Source organism: Candidatus Paceibacterota bacterium (assembly GCA_035404205.1).
Classification (GTDB): Bacteria; Patescibacteriota; Minisyncoccia; order UBA6257; family JAVHQB01; genus JAVHQB01.
Map to the genome: position 1 here is coordinate 23,452 of DAONGQ010000004.1, position 17,283 is coordinate 40,734.

Annotated in this window: 15 protein-coding genes; 13 read left to right on the forward strand and 2 right to left on the reverse strand. The window is 39.0% G+C overall.

The genetic code is table 11. The features are described 5' to 3' along the window. The first annotated feature begins 6 nt into the window (after window positions 1–6). The 9 genes from rpoC (at window position 7) to PK547_01315 (ending at window position 12,650) form a co-directional block, all read left to right on the forward strand. Window positions 7–3,684 carry a DNA-directed RNA polymerase subunit beta' gene (gene rpoC / locus PK547_01275; GenBank protein HPR91348.1) on the forward strand — a complete coding sequence of 1,226 codons (3,678 nt, stop codon included), beginning with the start codon at window positions 7–9 and terminating at the stop codon, window positions 3,682–3,684. A gap of 99 nt (window positions 3,685–3,783) precedes the next feature. Further along, entirely contained in the window at window positions 3,784–4,461 is a 678-nt protein-coding gene (locus tag PK547_01280) for an ATP-binding cassette domain-containing protein (protein ID HPR91349.1), read from the forward strand. Window positions 4,462–4,464: 3 nt separating this feature from the next. Continuing rightward, a complete protein-coding gene (gene sufB, locus PK547_01285) occupies window positions 4,465–5,802 on the forward strand; it encodes a Fe-S cluster assembly protein SufB (protein ID HPR91350.1) in 1,338 nt (445 codons plus the stop codon). 3 nt (window positions 5,803–5,805) lie between these two features. Next, a complete protein-coding gene (locus PK547_01290) occupies window positions 5,806–6,285 on the forward strand; it encodes a SufD family Fe-S cluster assembly protein (GenBank protein ID HPR91351.1) in 480 nt (159 codons plus the stop codon). A gap of 39 nt (window positions 6,286–6,324) precedes the next feature. Beyond that, entirely contained in the window at window positions 6,325–7,545 is a 1,221-nt protein-coding gene (locus PK547_01295; GenBank protein HPR91352.1) for a cysteine desulfurase, read from the forward strand. After that, the gene (locus PK547_01300; GenBank protein ID HPR91353.1) at window positions 7,532–7,948 is read left to right on the forward strand and encodes an iron-sulfur cluster assembly scaffold protein; all 417 of its coding nucleotides are present in this window, start codon (window positions 7,532–7,534) and stop codon (window positions 7,946–7,948) included. The genes PK547_01295 and PK547_01300 overlap by 14 nt, the downstream gene beginning before the upstream one ends. Further along, window positions 7,899–9,143, forward strand: coding sequence for a cysteine desulfurase family protein (locus PK547_01305; protein HPR91354.1), 1,245 nt, complete (start codon window positions 7,899–7,901; stop codon window positions 9,141–9,143). Before PK547_01300 ends, PK547_01305 begins: the two co-directional genes overlap by 50 nt. A gap of 202 nt (window positions 9,144–9,345) precedes the next feature. Continuing rightward, window positions 9,346–11,961, forward strand: a complete 2,616-nt coding sequence (locus tag PK547_01310; protein HPR91355.1) for an AAA family ATPase — start codon at window positions 9,346–9,348, stop codon at window positions 11,959–11,961. 5 nt (window positions 11,962–11,966) lie between these two features. Then, window positions 11,967–12,650, forward strand: a complete 684-nt coding sequence (locus tag PK547_01315) for a hypothetical protein (GenBank protein ID HPR91356.1) — start codon at window positions 11,967–11,969, stop codon at window positions 12,648–12,650. 18 nt (window positions 12,651–12,668) lie between these two features. Here PK547_01315 and pth read toward each other — a convergent pair whose 3' ends face one another. Together pth and PK547_01325 are read right to left on the reverse strand one after the other, a co-directional pair. Then, on the reverse strand, window positions 12,669–13,247 hold the full coding sequence (pth, locus tag PK547_01320; protein ID HPR91357.1) for an aminoacyl-tRNA hydrolase: 579 nt from the start codon (window positions 13,245–13,247) through the stop codon (window positions 12,669–12,671). Window position 13,248: 1 nt separating this feature from the next. Then, a complete protein-coding gene (locus PK547_01325; GenBank protein ID HPR91358.1) occupies window positions 13,249–14,244 on the reverse strand; it encodes an LCP family protein in 996 nt (331 codons plus the stop codon). A gap of 108 nt (window positions 14,245–14,352) precedes the next feature. Between PK547_01325 and lepB the strand changes: the two genes are divergently transcribed. The 4 genes from lepB (at window position 14,353) to ybeY (ending at window position 17,279) form a co-directional block, all read left to right on the forward strand. After that, complete coding sequence (gene lepB / locus PK547_01330; GenBank protein ID HPR91359.1) at window positions 14,353–15,072, forward strand: signal peptidase I; 720 nt, start codon at window positions 14,353–14,355, stop codon at window positions 15,070–15,072. A gap of 20 nt (window positions 15,073–15,092) precedes the next feature. Further along, window positions 15,093–16,388: a histidine--tRNA ligase gene (gene hisS / locus PK547_01335; protein ID HPR91360.1), complete on the forward strand. Its 1,296-nt coding sequence runs from the start codon at window positions 15,093–15,095 to the stop codon at window positions 16,386–16,388. A 133-nt stretch (window positions 16,389–16,521) separates the two neighbouring features. Then, entirely contained in the window at window positions 16,522–16,761 is a 240-nt protein-coding gene (locus PK547_01340; protein ID HPR91361.1) for a hypothetical protein, read from the forward strand. A 20-nt stretch (window positions 16,762–16,781) separates the two neighbouring features. Then, window positions 16,782–17,279 (forward strand): rRNA maturation RNase YbeY, encoded by a 498-nt coding sequence (ybeY, locus tag PK547_01345; protein HPR91362.1) that lies wholly within the window; start codon window positions 16,782–16,784, stop codon window positions 17,277–17,279. Window positions 17,280–17,283 lie beyond the last annotated feature (4 nt).

The following is a 17,283-nucleotide window of genomic DNA, read 5'->3' on the forward strand; positions in this document are numbered from 1 at the left end:
TTTGTCATGGACTTAGAATTTAATAATTACAATACTAGTACCAGCAACTATAATTTCAATGCGTTGCGATTGCGTTTAGCTTCTCCAGAAGAAATTAAAAGTTGGTCTCACGGTGAAGTTATCAAACCAGATACAATTAATTACCGCACCCAAAAACCAGAAAAAGACGGTTTATTTTCTGAAAGAATTTTTGGTCCTGTTAAGGATTATGAATGCGCTTGCGGAAAATATAAGAGAATGCGTTATAAGGGGATTGTTTGTGATAAATGCGGAGTAGAAGTCACAAAATCTATAGTGCGTCGTGAGCGTATGGGACATATTGGTTTAGCCGTGCCCGTAGCTCATATTTGGTTCCTTAGAAACCTACCCTCTCGCATAGGGTTAGTTTTAGATATTCCTTTGCCCCAAATTGAAAAAGTAGTTTATTATACAGCCTATATTATTACTAAAGTTGATGAAGAGGCTAAGAAACAAGTGCTCATCGATATTGATAAAGAATATAAGAGTAAATTAAAGGCGGTTGACAGTGATCAAAAGCAATCTCTACTTGATGCTTATAATGCTGCCAAAACCGAAGCTAAAAGCATTGAACGCAAGGCAGTGCTTTCCGAGGCTCAGTATTACAATTTATCTAAAAAATACGGACAGATATTTGAAGCTTCAACTGGTAGTACCCCTATTTTTAATTTGCTCAAAGATATTGACCTAGAAGCTGTAGCCAAAGACTTAAGGGCGCGTCTTGCCAAAGCGGTGGGAGAAAGCGCTTTAAAAATTAATCGCCGCTTGAAACTGATTGAGCAATTTATTGCTTCCAAGGCTCGTCCAGAATGGATGTTTCTCACTAATTTGCCCGTACTTCCTCCTGATTTGCGCCCCATGGTTCAGCTGGATGGCGGACGCTATGCCTCTTATGATTTAAATGATTTATACAGACGAGTTATTAATAGAAATAATCGTTTAAAAAAATTGATGGAGCTTAAGGCGCCAGAGGTTATTATTCGTAATGAAAAAAGAATGTTGCAGGAAGCCGTAGATGCTCTGCTCGATAACGGCATGCGTCGCAATAGTGGCAGCGCTTTGCAACAGTCTCAACACAGACCCTTGCGCTCCTTGGCTGATATCCTTAAAGGCAAACAAGGCCGTTTCAGGCAAAATTTATTAGGTAAAAGAGTTGATTTTTCTGGTCGTTCCGTAATTGTTATCGGACCAGAATTAGACATAGATGAATGCGGTATTCCTAAAACAATGGCCTTGGAGATTTTCAAACCTTTTGTTATTAAGGAGTTAAAAGAAAGGGGATTGGTATTTAGCATCAAGGCTGCCCACAAAATGATAGAAGATGGCACCGATCAAGTTTGGGAAATTCTCGAAGAAATTATTAAAAATAAATTGGTTTTACTCAATCGCGCCCCCACTCTTCATCGTTTAGGTATTGAAGCTTTTAAGCCCACCCTAGTGGAGGGTTTGGCTATTAGAATTCCTGCCCTTGTCTGTGAACCCTTTAATGCCGACTTTGATGGAGACCAAATGGCTGTTCATTTACCGCTTTCTGACGAGGCCCAAAATGAAGCTAAGACAAGAATGCTTTCCTCCCTTGGTCTCTTAAAACCTGCTAGTGGGGCGCCTGCTATGTCTCCGCGTCACGAAATGGTTGCCGGTTGCTTTTGGCTCACCCAAAATATTCCGGGAACTAAAGGAGAAGGCTTAGCTTTTAATGATGAAGACGAAGCCGTAATGGCGCAGACTTATGGACAAATTGATTTACGAGCCGTGGTTAAGATTCGCAAGATAAAGGGCGACATGCAATACAAACCATTAGCCGAAGCTACGGAAACAACTGTGGGCAGAATTATTTTCAATCGCAACTTGCCTGATGATTACCCCTTCATTAATCAAAGTTTAGTTTCTAAAGACTTCTCTTCTCTTACTAACAAGTTAATTGAAAAATATGGCGTGGATACTACTGCTCAGTTGATTAAGGGCATTCAAACCCTCGGGTTTGAATACGCTACTTTGGCAGGGCTTTCCTGGTCTATGGATAGTATTCATAAGGTACCTGAGAAAGAAACTATTATCAACTCCACTGATGCCCAAGTGGCTTCCTTAGAGGAACAATATAATGAAGGCTTGCTCACTAAAGAAGAAAAAGAAAGAAAAGAAATTGTTCTTTGGACAGAGGCTACGGATAAAATTAGTGATTCTGTAAAGAAATTGTTTGACCCTACCGAAGCTACTTATACCATGATTGCTTCTGGCGCTCGTGGCAGTTGGAATCAAATTATGCAAATGATGGGTATGAAAGGCCTAGTAGTTAATCCTGCTGGCGAAATTATCAAATTACCTATCAAAGCTTCTTATAAGGAAGGTCTGAACGCTTTGGAATACTTCTTGTCCACCCATGCTAGTCGTAAAGGTCAAGCCGATACCGCTCTGCATACGGCTGATGCTGGTTACTTAACAAGAAGACTGGTTGATGTGGCGCAATCTGTGGTTATTAGGGAAGAAGATTGCCATACCGATATCTTTATTGAAGCTACCAAAGATTATGCTCAAAAATTGCACGAATCTTTCTATGACCTTATTTATGGCCGTTGCTTAGCCGAAGATTTCCAAGAAGGGGAAGTGAATCTAAAGGCAGGGGAAATGATTACCAGAGAAGTGGCTCGTGAAATTGATCATTTGTCCAACCCTCTAGTTAAAATAAGAACACCGCTTACCTGCAAATCTCATGTAGGTGTTTGCCAAAAATGTTATGGAGCGGATTTGGCTACTAATAAAATGATTCAGCTCGGAGAAGCTGTTGGTGTGGTGGCTGCTCAATCTATTGGTGAGCCGGGTACTCAATTAACTTTGAAGAACTTCCATAGTGGCGGTGTAGCCAGAGCCGTTGATATTACCCAGGGTTTGCCTAGAGTGGAAGAAATTATTGAGGCGCGCCCGCCCAAAGGGGAAGTGCCAGTGGTAGAAGTTGAGGGTATCGTAGATTCTATTGTCGCCGATGGTCCTTATCATATAATTAAGGTGACTCCTATTGTAGCGAAAGAGAAGGCTGTTACCAAACGCGGTCGCGCCAGTAATCATTCTGCTATTCAGAGTAATGTTAAAATCGATGAATTCGGCAACTGGGATTATTATTTGGCCAAGGAGCTTAATCTTTATGTTAAAAAGAACGATAGGGTTCAGCTCGGACAATCCTTATCTGAAGGCAGTCTCAATCCCAAGGTTCTGCACAAAGTAGCTGGCCGGCGCGCAGTAGAAGAATATCTTATCCAAGAAATTAGGGCTGTTTATAGCCTAGTCAACGAGGCCATTAATGACAGACACCTGGAACTGATTGTCAGACAAATGCTTTCTAGGGTGCAAATTACCGATGCGGGAGATTCCATTTTTGTCGCCGGTGAAATTGTAGACAAATACCGTTATCTAGATGTGCGTGATGAGATGGTCAAGAATAAGCAAAAACCTCCTGAAGCTACTCAAGTTCTTACAGGCATTACTAAGGTGGCAGAAAACAGCAACAGCTTCCTGGCCTCTGCTTCGTTCCAGAAAGTTGCCTATACATTAATTGAAGCTGCTCTTGAAGGCAAGATAGATTACTTAAGAGGTATGAAGGAGAATGTCATTATTGGACGGTTGATTCCAGCTGGTACCGGTTATAAAGCCGAGGCCCAGACAGAGAATTAAGAATTGCTAAAATTAGGTTTTTAGATTAAGATAGGGCAGTGTGAGCCCTATTTTTTTCTTTCTTATCATTATTATTAATCTTGATTAATGGCTATCCAAATGCAAAAAAAACTTTTAAAGGTTGCAGGTCTTAGCATTGCCGCTAGCGGTAAAAATATCTTAACTAGGGTAAATTTTACTTTGCCAGAAAATAGTTTAACGTTGCTTTTGGGACCTAATGCCGCCGGGAAGACTTCTTTGGCCGGAGCCATTATGGGACTTGATGCTTATACTGTAAAAGAGGGTTTGATTGATTTTGATGGTGTAAATATTACCAAACTCTCCGCTCCAGAAAGGGCTAAATTAGGTATTTTTCTAGCCTGGCAAAAAACTCCAGTCATAGACAGTCTAAAAACTATAGATTTTCTTGAATATCTTGATTCTAATAATTTTGCTAAAGAACCTTTCGGTAAAGAAAAAATTTTGGTCAAAGGAAAAACTTTGGGACTGGGCGAAGAAGTATTAAACCGCCCTTTGGGGGTGGGCTTTTCGGGGGGAGAATTAAAAAAATTAGAATTTTTGCAATTGTTAATTCTGCGTCCTCGTCTAGCCATTGTTGATGAATTAGAGGCGGGTTTAGATACCCGGTCATTAAAAATGTTTGCCAAAATTATTTTAACCTTAAAGAAAAATACTACTTTTTTGGTTATTAGCCATCAGGCAAATTGGCAAAATTCCTTGCGGGCAGACCAAAGTTTAACTTTGAAAAATGGAACTATAGTAAAAAATCGAGTTTAATTTATGGAAGAGGATCAACAACTTTATACTCAATTAAAAAAAGTAGTGCTTGCTGTTAGCGCCCAAAAGCAGGAGCCCCTTTGGGTGAGAGAAATTCGGCTAAATGCGCTCAAACAATTTATAAAGCTTGCTTTGCCTGCCTTTTTAGTGCCCTTAGTTAAGATTAATTTGCATGATTTAAAATATTACCTAAAACCTGATATCAATCCAGACGATTGGAAAAAAAAGAAGAATCAGGAATTTTTTCAGCTCATGGCTAACATGGGCATACCCGAAGACGATATGTTGAGACTGGGCGGTATAGGATTGCAAGAAGAGTCGGAAATGGTTTACGACTCGCTAGAAAAGAAATGGCAAAAAGAGGGAGTTATCTTTACTAGTATTGATAAGGCTATTCAAAAATATCCCAAATTGGTGCAAAAATATTTTGGATCCGTTATTGCCACTGATAACAATAAATTTTCTGCCTTAAACACAGCCCTATTTTCAGGTGGCAGTTTTCTTTATGTTCCCAAGGGTGTCAAAGTAGACAAAACTATCCAGGTCCTGTATCGGATCAATAGAGAAGAATTTGGCCAATTTGAAAGAACTCTGATTATTGCGGAACCAGATAGCCAAGTTTCCTATTTGGAAGGTTGCACTGCGCCGATGTTTGCAGGAGGGAGTTTACATGCAGGTGTGGTAGAAGTTATTGTGAACGAAGGGGCTAAGGTAAGATATGGAGCAGTCCAAAATTGGTCTAAAGAAGTCTATAATCTTGCCACCAAGGGCGCTAAAGTTTTAAAAAACGGTCAAATTGAATGGATGGATGCTAATTTTGGTTCTAAATTAACAGTCAAATATCCTTTATCAGATTTGAGAGGAGATAATAGCCGGGCTATTTATCAATCTATTAACTCTCTTACCAAAGGGCAGACCCAATATAGTGGCGCTAAAGTCATCCATTCAGGGAAAAATACTTTGACAGACATTAGTTCTAAAAGTCTTATCTTTGATGGGGGGTACAGTTACTGGCAACCCTTCTTGCAAATTAAGAATACGGCTGATTCAGCCAGTAATTTTTCTCGTTGTGATAACATTCTCTTTGGCAATAAAGCCACCTACGTTACCGAGCCTATAACTGAACTAGACAATGTTACTGCCAAAACAGAAGTTGAAGGTTCCCTTTTCAAGATAGAAGAAGAGACTTTAAATTATTTGGCGACCAGGGGGATTGGCACAGAGGAAGCCTATTTAATCCTTATTTTGAGCTTTTATGAGCCCCTCAGCCATTGGCTTCCCGCTGACTATCTTTTGGAAATTAAACAAATGTTAGCGCTTACTCTTTCTACTTCAATCTAGTTTATGTCTAAAATAACTGAGGTTGTTCTTAATTTAAATGCGTTAAAATCTGCTCAACCAGTTTCTTTCAGAGTGCCAGCATATCATCAATTAAACCTAACTGTAACAGGCAGTTTTAAAGAGTCTAAAACCTATGAGTATGCTTTGTCTATTTTACTTACAGGGGCAAAGAGTACTGCTAATGTGGAGGGTAAATTTTTTATTTGCAATGGCAGCCGTTGCCATTTAATTTTTACTGCCAAAGATACTCCCAAAGCGAAAGCGGCTTCCATTAATCTAAATTTAAAAGGTTTGTTATTTGATGAAGCTAGCCGTATTTTTGTTAAACAGCAGATCACCCTTCGTCATAAGGATAGCCACCTTAAACATAGCTTAGCTTTTGGCAGTTTAAATAAGGATATTCTCAATTATTTAGACAGTCGAGGGGTTGATAAGAATTGGCTTAGAAGCTATTTGGAAAATAATTATACCAATCTTACCTAAACATACGGATATTTAATTCTTGTGCTAAAATTTGAAGGTATGTCTCAAGACTATTTTCCTATTTTGAAGAAAAAAGGAGCCAAGGGAATCCCTTTGGTTTATTTTGACAATGCCGCAACAACTCAAAAACCCCAAAGCGTTTTAGATGCTATGAACGAGGTTTATACTTCGTTCAATGCCAATATCTATCGAGGGAATTACTATTGGTCAGAGAAGACCACTATTGCTTATGATTCTGCCAGGCAGAAAGTAGCAAGCTTTATAGGGGCAAGTGCCGAGGAAATTGTTTTTACTCGCAATACTACTGAAAGCATCAACCTAATAGCCCAAATTTTAGCTAGAGATTATTTTAAAAAAGGAGACGAAATTATTCTCTCTATCGCCGAGCATCATAGTAATTATCTTCCTTGGTGGCAACTAGCCCAAACGCATCGCGTGAAATTAAAAGTGATTGGCCTGGATAGTGAGGGTTATTTTGATTTAGATGAATTTAGAAAAACATTATCTTCTAAAACTAAATTAGTAGCAATCGCCGGGGTGACCAATGTTTTGGGAACCATAAGTCCTCTCAAAGAAATTATTAATCTGTCCCATCAAGCAGGCTCTCTGGTATTAGTGGATGGCGCCCAATTAGTTCCTCATTTATCTCTTAATGTCGCCGATCTAAATTGTGATTTTTTGGCTTTTTCTGGGCATAAAATGTATGGACCTACTGGTATAGGGGTTCTTTATGCGAAAAAATTATGGTTGGCCAGAACGGAGCCTTTTCTTCTCGGCGGAGAAATGATAAATGATTTTGATGGCCAAGCTGTTTGTTGGGCTAATTTGCCGCGAAAATTTGAAGCCGGGACACCAGCTTATGTCGAAGCTATTGGCTTGGGGGCCGCTATCGACTATTTAAATGAAGCGGACTTTACTGCCATTCAAGAAAAAGAAAAATTGCTTGTAAAAAATACCTTATCCGGATTAAAAGATATTAAAGAGGTTACCATTTTGGGACCCCAGACAATCAAAGATCGTTGTGGTATTATTGCCTTCAATCTTAAAGGCATTCATGCGCATGATTTGAGCGAGCTTTTAGCCGAGAAGGGTATCATGGTCAGGGCGGGAGTGCATTGTGCCGGACCATTACACAGTTGGCTCAAAATACCAGCGTCGGCTCGCCTCAGCTTTGGGGCATATAACACTTTGAAGGAAGTAAAATATTTCCTCAAAACGCTGCAAGAAATTAATCGATCGATAAATTATGAAAAAAAATAAACCCGAGACTTCTTTTACAAGTCTTTTAGAATTAGTGGGGGAAAGCGCCAACTTGAAACATCGGGGCTTATTGCCCCATGCCGATGTTACTCTTTTAGGGGTAAACGAATCTTGCGGTGATAAAATCATTTTACAATTAAAACTAGATAAAGATGGTCATATCAAGCAGGCGCTATTTAATGGGGAGAGTTGCAGTTTATCAGCTTTGGGGGCGGAAACGATGTGTGCCTTAATAGAGAAAGGGAAAATTCCTAAACCGATAGAAGAGAAAGTATTCCTTAAATCTTTAAATTTTAATTTTAGTCCTGTAAGAAAAAAATGCGCTTATTTAGTTTGGAAAACTTGGCAAAATTATGTTTCTTCAAAATTTAAACCTGCTGTTCAAAAGAAAAGCAAAAAATAGCGTTCCTCCTTGGATAGATCTTGATGCTGCTTCCACTACCCCTATTTACGAGGAGGTATTGCGAGCTATGGGGCCATATTATAGTGAGATCTATTTTAACCCTAACTCTGTTCACGCTGCTGGGCAATTAGCTGCGCGCGCTCTAACCTATAATCGGCAAATTGTGGCTGATTATTTTGCCGTTAGGAGCCAAGAAATACTTTTTGCCAGTTCGGCTACCGAGGCGAATAATTGGATTATAGAAAGTTGCTCTCGCATAAAACTGCCGACACAGAAAAAGCCTCATATTATTTATAGCGCCATAGAACATGATTCCGTCATTGCTCCTATCTTAAGATTAAAAAACGAAGGCGTTATTACTACCACTATCTTACCAGTTGGTCAAAATGGCCTGGTGGATATTGGTACTTTAGAGAAAGCCCTTACTAAAGAAACGGTATTGGTCTCTATTATGGCTGTCAATAACGAAATAGGGTCCCTAGAACCGCTTCTCTCTATAGGTCAATCTTTGGCAAAATTTAAAAACCAGCAGAAAACTCTTTATCCTTATTTCCATAGCGATGCTGCCCAAGGTTTGAATTATTTCCATTGGCCTGATTTAAAATATTTAGACTGCCTTACTTTCTCTGGGCACAAAATTAATGGCCCCAAGGGCATTGGGGGATTAGCTATTTTTAATTCCCAGATGTTAAAAACTATCGTTCCTCTTATAGTAGGAGGGCATCAAGAATTTAATTTAAGAGCAGGCACGGAAAACTTGCCAGCTATTATCGGTCTAGCTAAGGCACTAGAAATTCTTAAGCAAAACTCAGCATCTGACCATGAACGTTTGTTTCGATTACGCTCCCTTTTTTGGGAGACCTTGCAAGAGTATCATTCTCACATTCTTTTGAATGGAGATTTGAATGCCTCTGTTCCCTCAATAATTAATTGTTATTTTCCTGGCATTTTAGCCTCGGACATGGTGGCTGGCTTAAGTGAAAAAGGTGTATTAGCTAGCCCAGGCGCTGCTTGTTCTGCTAGTTTAGGGACGCCTTCCCATGTTATCTATGCCCTTTATCACGATAAAGAAAGGGCTCAGGAATCAGTGCGGTTTAGCTTTGGACGTTCTCTAGACTATGACAATGTCAAGCATGCGGCTCAACTAACTGCCGGACTTTATACCCAATTACTCTCACTCAAAAATACGCTTTAAGTTCATATAAAGAAGTTTTGGCACTATATTTTTCTTGTGCTATAATCTGTCCGAAGGACAGAATATATCAGGTAGCAGCCTGCTATAATCTGTCCGAAGGACAGAATATATCAGGTAGCAGCCTGCTATAATCTGTCCGAAGGACAGAATATTAGAATTCGGAATACTCTCGTAACGTAACAGGATTAAGAAAACTATCACTATGCCATCTTTAGATAAATTTACACTAAAAGCTCAATCTAGTTTAGAAAGAGCCCAACAAATTGCCATAGAGAACTCTCATTTAGAAATACGAGCAGTTCACATTCTCTTGGGCTTGCTCAAAGAAGGCGATACTTTAATTCAGCCCATGTTAGAAATGGAGGGGGTGAATGTAGATAGTCTTATTCGCAGGGCGGAAGAAGAGCTTAAAAAAATTATGCCCAGTCCAAGCGCCAAAAGCGCCAATTTTGGACAGCTCTATTTAACCCCAGAAGTAATTCAAATTTTTGAGCGAGCTCACGCTCTTCTCAAAGAGCTGGGGGACGAATATATCGCTTGCGAACACCTCTTTATTGCTATTAGCTTAACAGATAATAGTGCCAATGATATCTTGAAATCATTGGGGTTAATTTCGGCTAAGCTCTTGGAGGACCTTAAAATCACTCGTAATGGCGCAACGGTTAACAATGATAACCCTGAAGCTAGTTTCAAAGCCTTAGAAAAATACTCGACTGATTTAACCGAAATGGCTCGCAAAAATTTGTTAGACCCTGTGATTGGAAGAGAAGCAGAGCTGAGAAGAATTATGCAAGTCATTTCTCGTCGCACTAAAAATAACCCCGTCTTAATAGGTGAACCGGGCGTGGGAAAGACTGCTATTGTGGAGGCTTTAGCTCAAAGAATTGTCAAAAATGAAGTTCCCGAATCCTTAAAGAACAAGAGAGTTGTTTCATTGGACCTGGGCAGCATGATTGCTGGCACCAAATTTAGAGGAGAGTTTGAGGAGAGGCTAAAAGCAGTCCTAAATGAAATTAAAAAATTACAGGGGCAAGTCATTGTTTTTATTGATGAGCTTCAAGTTATTGTTGGCGCCGGCGGAGCAGAAGGATCGATTGATGCTGCGACTCTTTTAAAGCCAGTACTCTCTCGGGGAGAGTTCAAGACGATTGGGGCAACCACTTTTGATGATTACAAAAATTCTATAGAGAAAGATCAGGCTTTAGCTCGCCGTTTTCAACCAGTGATAGTAGAAGAGCCGACGGCCGAGGATACTATTGCTATTTTAGAAGGGTTGAAAGAAAAATATGAAACTTACCATGGATTAAAAATTACTCCCGAAGCGATACGCGCAGCGGTGGATTTATCTGTACGTTATATCACCGACCGTTTCTTGCCAGATAAAGCCATCGACCTTATTGATGAAGCCGCCTCCTCGTTGCGTTTAGAAATTGATAGCACTCCCCAAAGTCTGGAAAATGCCGAAAAAGAATTGCGCCGCCTAGAAATAGACAGAGCCGCTGGCAATAAAGAGGACAAAACTTTGAAAAATAAAATAGAGACATATCGTAAAGAGGTGTCGAAAATGAAAAATGATTGGCAGAAAGAAAGAGAAACGGTTGAAAAAATCAATGTTTTAAGTAGGGAGATTAGCATGGCTAAAGAAGAAGTGGAAACTTACGAACGAGAGGGCCAGTTAGAAAAAGTAGGCAAGATTTTATATGGTGATATTCCTCAGAAGAATAAAGAGCTGCAGGAATTGCAAGCTAAATTAAACACATTGCGTAAACGTGGCAAACATTACTTGAAAGAGGAGATAAGCTCTGAAAATATCGCTAGCATTGTCTCAAAATGGACAGGTATTCCAGTAACGAAAATGCTTGAGAATGAGTCTCAGAAGCTTATGCATATGGAGAATATTCTAGGAAACCGGGTGATTGGACAAACTGAAGCTGTCAGCGCGGTATCACGGGCTATTCGGCGTGGTCGTTCTGGAATTACGGAGGAAAACAAACCCATCGGCTCCTTTATGTTTTTAGGTCCTACCGGCGTAGGCAAAACAGAGCTAGCGCGTTCTCTAGCAGAATACATGTTTAACGACGAAAAATCTATTCTACGCTTTGATATGTCTGAGTATATGGAGAAACATACGGTTGCCAGATTGATTGGTTCACCACCAGGATATGTTGGTTATGATGAGGGTGGACAACTTACCGAAAAAGTGAAACATAGACCCTATAGTCTTATTCTTTTCGATGAGGTGGAGAAAGCGCATCCTGATGTTTTTAATATCTTGCTTCAAGTTTTGGACGATGGCAGGCTCACCGATGGCAAAGGACGAACCGTGAATTTCAAAAATACCATTATTATTATGACCTCTAACGCTGGCAGCGAGTATATTACTGCTCAGAGTCAGTTTGGTTTTTCTGATAGTGAAAAAAAGAAAGCGCCCTCTCTTAGCGAATATAAGGAAAAGGTGCTAGGGGCGTTAAAAGAGACATTTCGACCAGAGTTTCTCAATCGTTTAGATGAAATTGTGGTTTTTAACCCTCTAACTTTGGAAGATATCCGTAAGATAGTAGATTTGCAAATTGAGCAAATCAACAAACGTTTAAGGCAAAAAAATATTTCCATTACTCTTGATAGCAAGGCCAAAGACTATATTGCCGAACATGGGTATGACCCAGAATACGGTGCTCGACCAATTAAACGTTTTATCGAGCGTCATATTTTAGATTCCTTGGCGGATAAAATTGTTAGCGGTGTCGCCAGGAATAATTCCGATTGGAAAGTAAGTGTTGAGGGGAACGATTTAAAGCTAACGCCTCTAAAAAAATAACTAAAATGAAAAAGGGGGCCATCTTTTTTGTTGTTTTGTATGCTTTTCTTTTGCTTGTAGGTTTATTTTTTAGTTGGCCGCTTTGGCTCAGTATCGGTTTGGCTGTTTTAGTTTTGGCTGTTTGGAAATTATTAAGCGGTTTAGCCTGGCACAATACCTACTTTTTGTTTTTTATTGCTTTTCTTTCTCTAGCCCTAAGCAGCATTGTCAACAAAACAACTGGTTTAATTATTTTCTTGGGGCTTTATATTGCTTTTCTTGGGCAGCTTGATAAAAAAGATTATCCGCTTTTTTCTTATCAAGCGCGCTTAAAAATATTTTTTTGGCTTCTGGCTTTTACGTGGTTTTTTTGGGTTTATAGTTTAAATCAATATTTGTCCTTCGGAGTTAGTTTGATTCTTCTGCTTAGCGGTTTTAGATTGCTTTTGCAAATAGCCAATAATGAAACAGCTTGTTTGGGGGACAATCTATTGCAAGACTTAATCTACTTATTTGCGATTGTTCAGTTTGCTTGGTTAGCGGTACTTTTGCCGTTAAACCCCTTTGGCCAAGCTCTTTTTCTTATGCTCTGGAGTCTTTACTTTAACGAAAGGTTTAGGGAAGACCTTTCAGAACAATCTCTTAAAACTATTCTTGCGCAAACATTGGTTATTATTGGTGTCTCTTTAGGTATTTTGATGCTGAAGTAAAAAACAAAAAAGCTGGTCTTAACGACCGGCTTTTTTGATATCTGTAATTTTTTTCAGTAGCTCGCCATAGACTATGGGGACTGCCCTCTGAAACTCTAGCAAGTTTTTGGTACTAAGTTTTTTTAAGACGAAATCCATGGCCTTGCTATTATTATCCATGGGGCGTGAGCCCAAACGTAAACGCCAATATGCCTTAGTTTTTAAATTCTGATTGATGGAGATTACTCCCTTATGCCCAGCAGTATCCTTATCCCAAGAGAATTTATAATCTAGTAATGGTAAATCCGTGTCGTCATGGACAACCATTAAATGGTCTAGATCTGTTTTGAGATAATTAAGCAGTGATTTAAGCGAGTTGCCGCTTTCGTTCATATAGCCGTTTCTTTTTACTAAAATCAAAGGGAAATTTACCCCGACATTTTCTGGCTCCAACCTCAAAAGCAGGAACTGCTTTTTATAGGCGAATTGCCAATCTTCTTTTAATGCTAATGTTTTGGCCAGAGAATCTAAAAATAACCAGCCCAAATTATGGTAAGTATTTTTATAAGAAGTGCCCTTGTTGCCTAAACCATAAATAACCCAAGTTTGATTATCCATTTTAGTTAATTATTTGGGCGATATAGGATTGAATGGCAGAATAATTATTAATGCCAGCTTTAGGCACCAAAACATAGCCATAGCCGGTATCTGTAGTAATGGTAGAGGAAACCAAAAGGGGATTAGGTTCTTCAAAAGAAATGGCGGCAAATTTCCAAGTTTCTTGTGGAATTTTGGCTAAGATTGAAGCTAGTGTAAAAAGTTGATTATTATTTAAGTCGGTAGCAAGATGGCCATTCACATCCTTTTTAATTTGCAGGAGTTTGCCTCCATCGGTTAAAAAATTTAAATCTTTTAGTTTTTCTCCTAGGGCCAGAAGCACCTGTTGCTGATGTTTGATTCTAAAGAAATCTCCATTTTTAGCGTAACGACTGCGAACAAGAGATACTACCATGTTGCCATCTAAATAACGCCAGCCCGGCTCTAAATCAAAATAGCTGCCCGTACCAGTAGAATCTTTCAAATTTGGGTCAGTTACCCTTTCGCTAATATAAACATTTAGTCCGCTCAAGCCATTTACTATGGCTCGAACAGCCTCAACATCAAAAATAGCCGCATAGTCGATAGGCAAACCGGTAATAGTTTCTAATTCTGATTTAATAGTAGAAAAATCGGGATTGCCAAAGATATTGTTATTTTTTTCGTTAGCCTCCCAAAAAATGCTATTTACTTTAGTAGAAATTCCTTGGTGATTGGTAACTAACAAATCGCGAGGAATGGAAATAAGAGCTACTTTATTAGCTTTAGGGTCAATATGGGCTACCATCAGACTGTCAGTAAGATAGGCCCCATTATTGCCGGCGCCCGTAAAACCCATAATAGCAATATTAATAGGCCGAGATTCTATTTTTTGATCTATAGTTAAGCCTGAATTATTGGCATTTTCCAAAAAGGAGCCTAAAACAAGCAGGCTTTTAGTAGGTAGAAACGAGATTATAAGAAAAACCACTATAGCTACCCCTAAAATGGTTCCCATTATTTTAACCCATTTTTTCATCAGCGATTTATTATAACAAAAAAGCTAAAGAGCGGCAAATTTTAGGTTGCTTTTGCCCAATGTTTATGGTATATTGGCGGCAGAATAATTATCTAAATTTAGTCGAGCATGCTTAATTTTTGGCGCAATCTCAAAAGCTTTTTCTTAGAAACCCTGGAAGTAGTTTTAATTGCTTTGGCGATAGTTTTGCCTGTTCGTTATTTTATTATCCAACCCTTTATAGTATATGGGCAAAGCATGGAACCATCTTTTTTTGATAAAGATTATCTCGTCGTAGATGAATTATCCTTCCGCTTAAGACCCATTAAAAGGGGGGAGGTTATCATCTTTGAGGCCCCTGCCGATTTAACTGCAAACAACAATGTGGCTAATAAGGAAATTAATATAAAGGGTTTACTTTCCCTTTCTTTTGTAAGTGTCTCCAGGGTGGAAAGGAACAAATTTATAGATTTTTACCACAAGACAGGCTACTTGGTATCAGCCAAAGTGTATACAGCTTCCTCTACCTTTTTCATCAAAAGAGTTATTGGCCTGCCGGGGGAAAAAATTACGATTCAAAATAGCACGGTAAAAATTTATAATGCCGAACATCCAGAGGGTTTTATTTTAAATGAACCGTACCTCTCAAATTTGGTAAAAACTACCAGTGATATTAATGTCACCCTGCCTCCGCAACAATATTTTGTTATGGGTGATAATCGTATGAATTCTTATGATTCGCGTTCTTGGGGGAGTCTAAATGGGAAAGCAATTTTGGGGAGAGTTTGGCTAAGGGTTTGGCCATTAAGCCATGCTGCCGCCTTTGGCACCGACCCCTATAGTCTTTAGTTAAAATTGCAAATTAATCTATGCCTAAAACAACAAAAGAAATTAAACGCAATGTGCAAGCGCCAAAAGGGATGCATGACATTTTACCCAGGGATATTCCTTGGTGGCGCAAGTTCGAGACTGTAGCCAATGATTTAGCCGAAGCTTATGGCTTCAGAAAGATTATTACTCCCATAACGGAAGAGACGGATATTTTTTCTAGGGGGGTGGGGCTAGAAACTGATATTGTTAATAAAGAAATGTATTCCTTTAAAACAAAAGGCGGTGATTTTTTGACTTTGCGTCCAGAAGGAACGGCCGGAGTGGTAAGGGCTTATATAGAAAATAATATGTCTACTTGGCCTCAGCCGGTAAAGCTATATTATTGCGGTCCCATGTTTCGTCATGAAAATCCGCAGAAAGACCGTTATCGCCAATTTTTCCAGTTTGGACTAGAAGCTATCGGAGACCCTAGTCCAGTTATTGATGTTGAGATTATTTGGGTTAGCTATTTAATTTTTAATTCTTTGGGTTTTAAAGATATTAACTTTGAAATCAATAGTATTGGTTGCCCCGCTTGTCGGGCTGATTATTTGAAAATAATTAAGAGTTTTTATAAGACCAAGCAAAATAAGCTGTGTTCGGCGTGCAAAGAACGTTTTAAAACTAATCCCTTGCGGCTCTTGGATTGCAAAGAAGCAAAATGTCAAGAATTAAGACAGGGATTACCCTCTATGCTGGATTCTCTTTGCCCCGAATGTCATGACCATTTTCATCAGGTGCTAGATATGTTGGATTATTTGCAAGTGCCCTACACTCTGAACCCCTATCTAGTGAGGGGCCTAGATTATTACACCAAAACTGTTTTTGAAATAAAAACTATTTCTGGCGATAGCGCCATTTCTCTTGGCGGGGGAGGACGTTATGATGGGCTAGTAAAACTGCTAGGTGGCAGTAGCCAACCGGCAGTGGGGGTAGCCCTTGGAATTGACCGAATTATTTCCGTTTTTCAGGCCCTGCATGACAAAGAACCCAATATCAAGAAAAATAGAGTTTATCTGGTGCAAATAGGTGAGGCAGCTAAAAAAAGAGCTTTTCTTCTCACTGAAGATTTGAGAAAAAACGGTATTAGCGTGTATAGCTCCCTTAGCAAAGACAGCCTCAGAAACCAATTAAAAACTGCCGATAGAGAAAAGGTAAAATTAGCTCTAATCTTAGGGCAAGAAGAAGAACGGGAGGGCACGATTATCATTAGGGATATGGAAAGTGGGATTCAGGAGGTGGTAATGCAAGATAAATTAGTGCCTTCTATAAAGAAAAAACTTGCTTTAGAATAATTATTGCCAAAAACAGGGAAGATGAGTATACTGGTTTTATAGCTTTTAACTTTCTTTTTACCTTATATTGGCTGTTTAAGCCGTCGTTTACTTATTTATTTAAAATTTAATTTTAGACTTTAAAATTTGCAATATGGCTATCAATATCGTCAGAAAAAATAATGAACCGCTGTCTACCTATGTGTATCGGGCTATGCAAACTCTAAAAAAGAGTAATTTAGTGAAAGAGGTCAAAAAAAATCGTTATCACAAATCTAAAGAAAGCAATTTATCAAAGCATGAATCGGCTATTTATAAGCAAAAAAAGACAGCCGAGATTAATCATAAAAAGGTTTTAGGTCTCCCTTTTAAGACCAAGAAAAAACATAGATAAAATCCGTAGCAGCTGATTTTATGATCGTTATTAGTTTTACTGGTCGTAAAAGCAAAATTCCGTTAACCTCTCGGGAATTGCAATTGATAATTACGACTACTCAGAGATTGTTAGGTATTAAATTGCCTAAAGCTTTGCCCTTAGTGCTGAACTGTAAAATAGTCAACGAAAAAGAAATGGTTGCCATGAATGAGACCTGGCGACACCAAAAACAAGCCTCTCCCATTATTGCTTTTCCTGATTATTACTTGAAATTAGCTGGCGAACCGGTGAAAGAAGAAATCCACTTAGGAGATATGCTTATTTGTCCCCAAGTATTAAAGCAGAAGACCAAAGACAACTTTAGCGTTAACAACAAACAAAATTTTCGCCAACAGTTTATTCGTTCTTTCACTCATAGCCTGCTTCATTTATACGGATATACCCATGACAAAGACAAGCAAGCGAAGGCGATGGAAAAGAAAGAACAGCAGGTCTCGGATATTGTTATTGAAAAATTAATTAAAAAGTCAGTTTAATTAT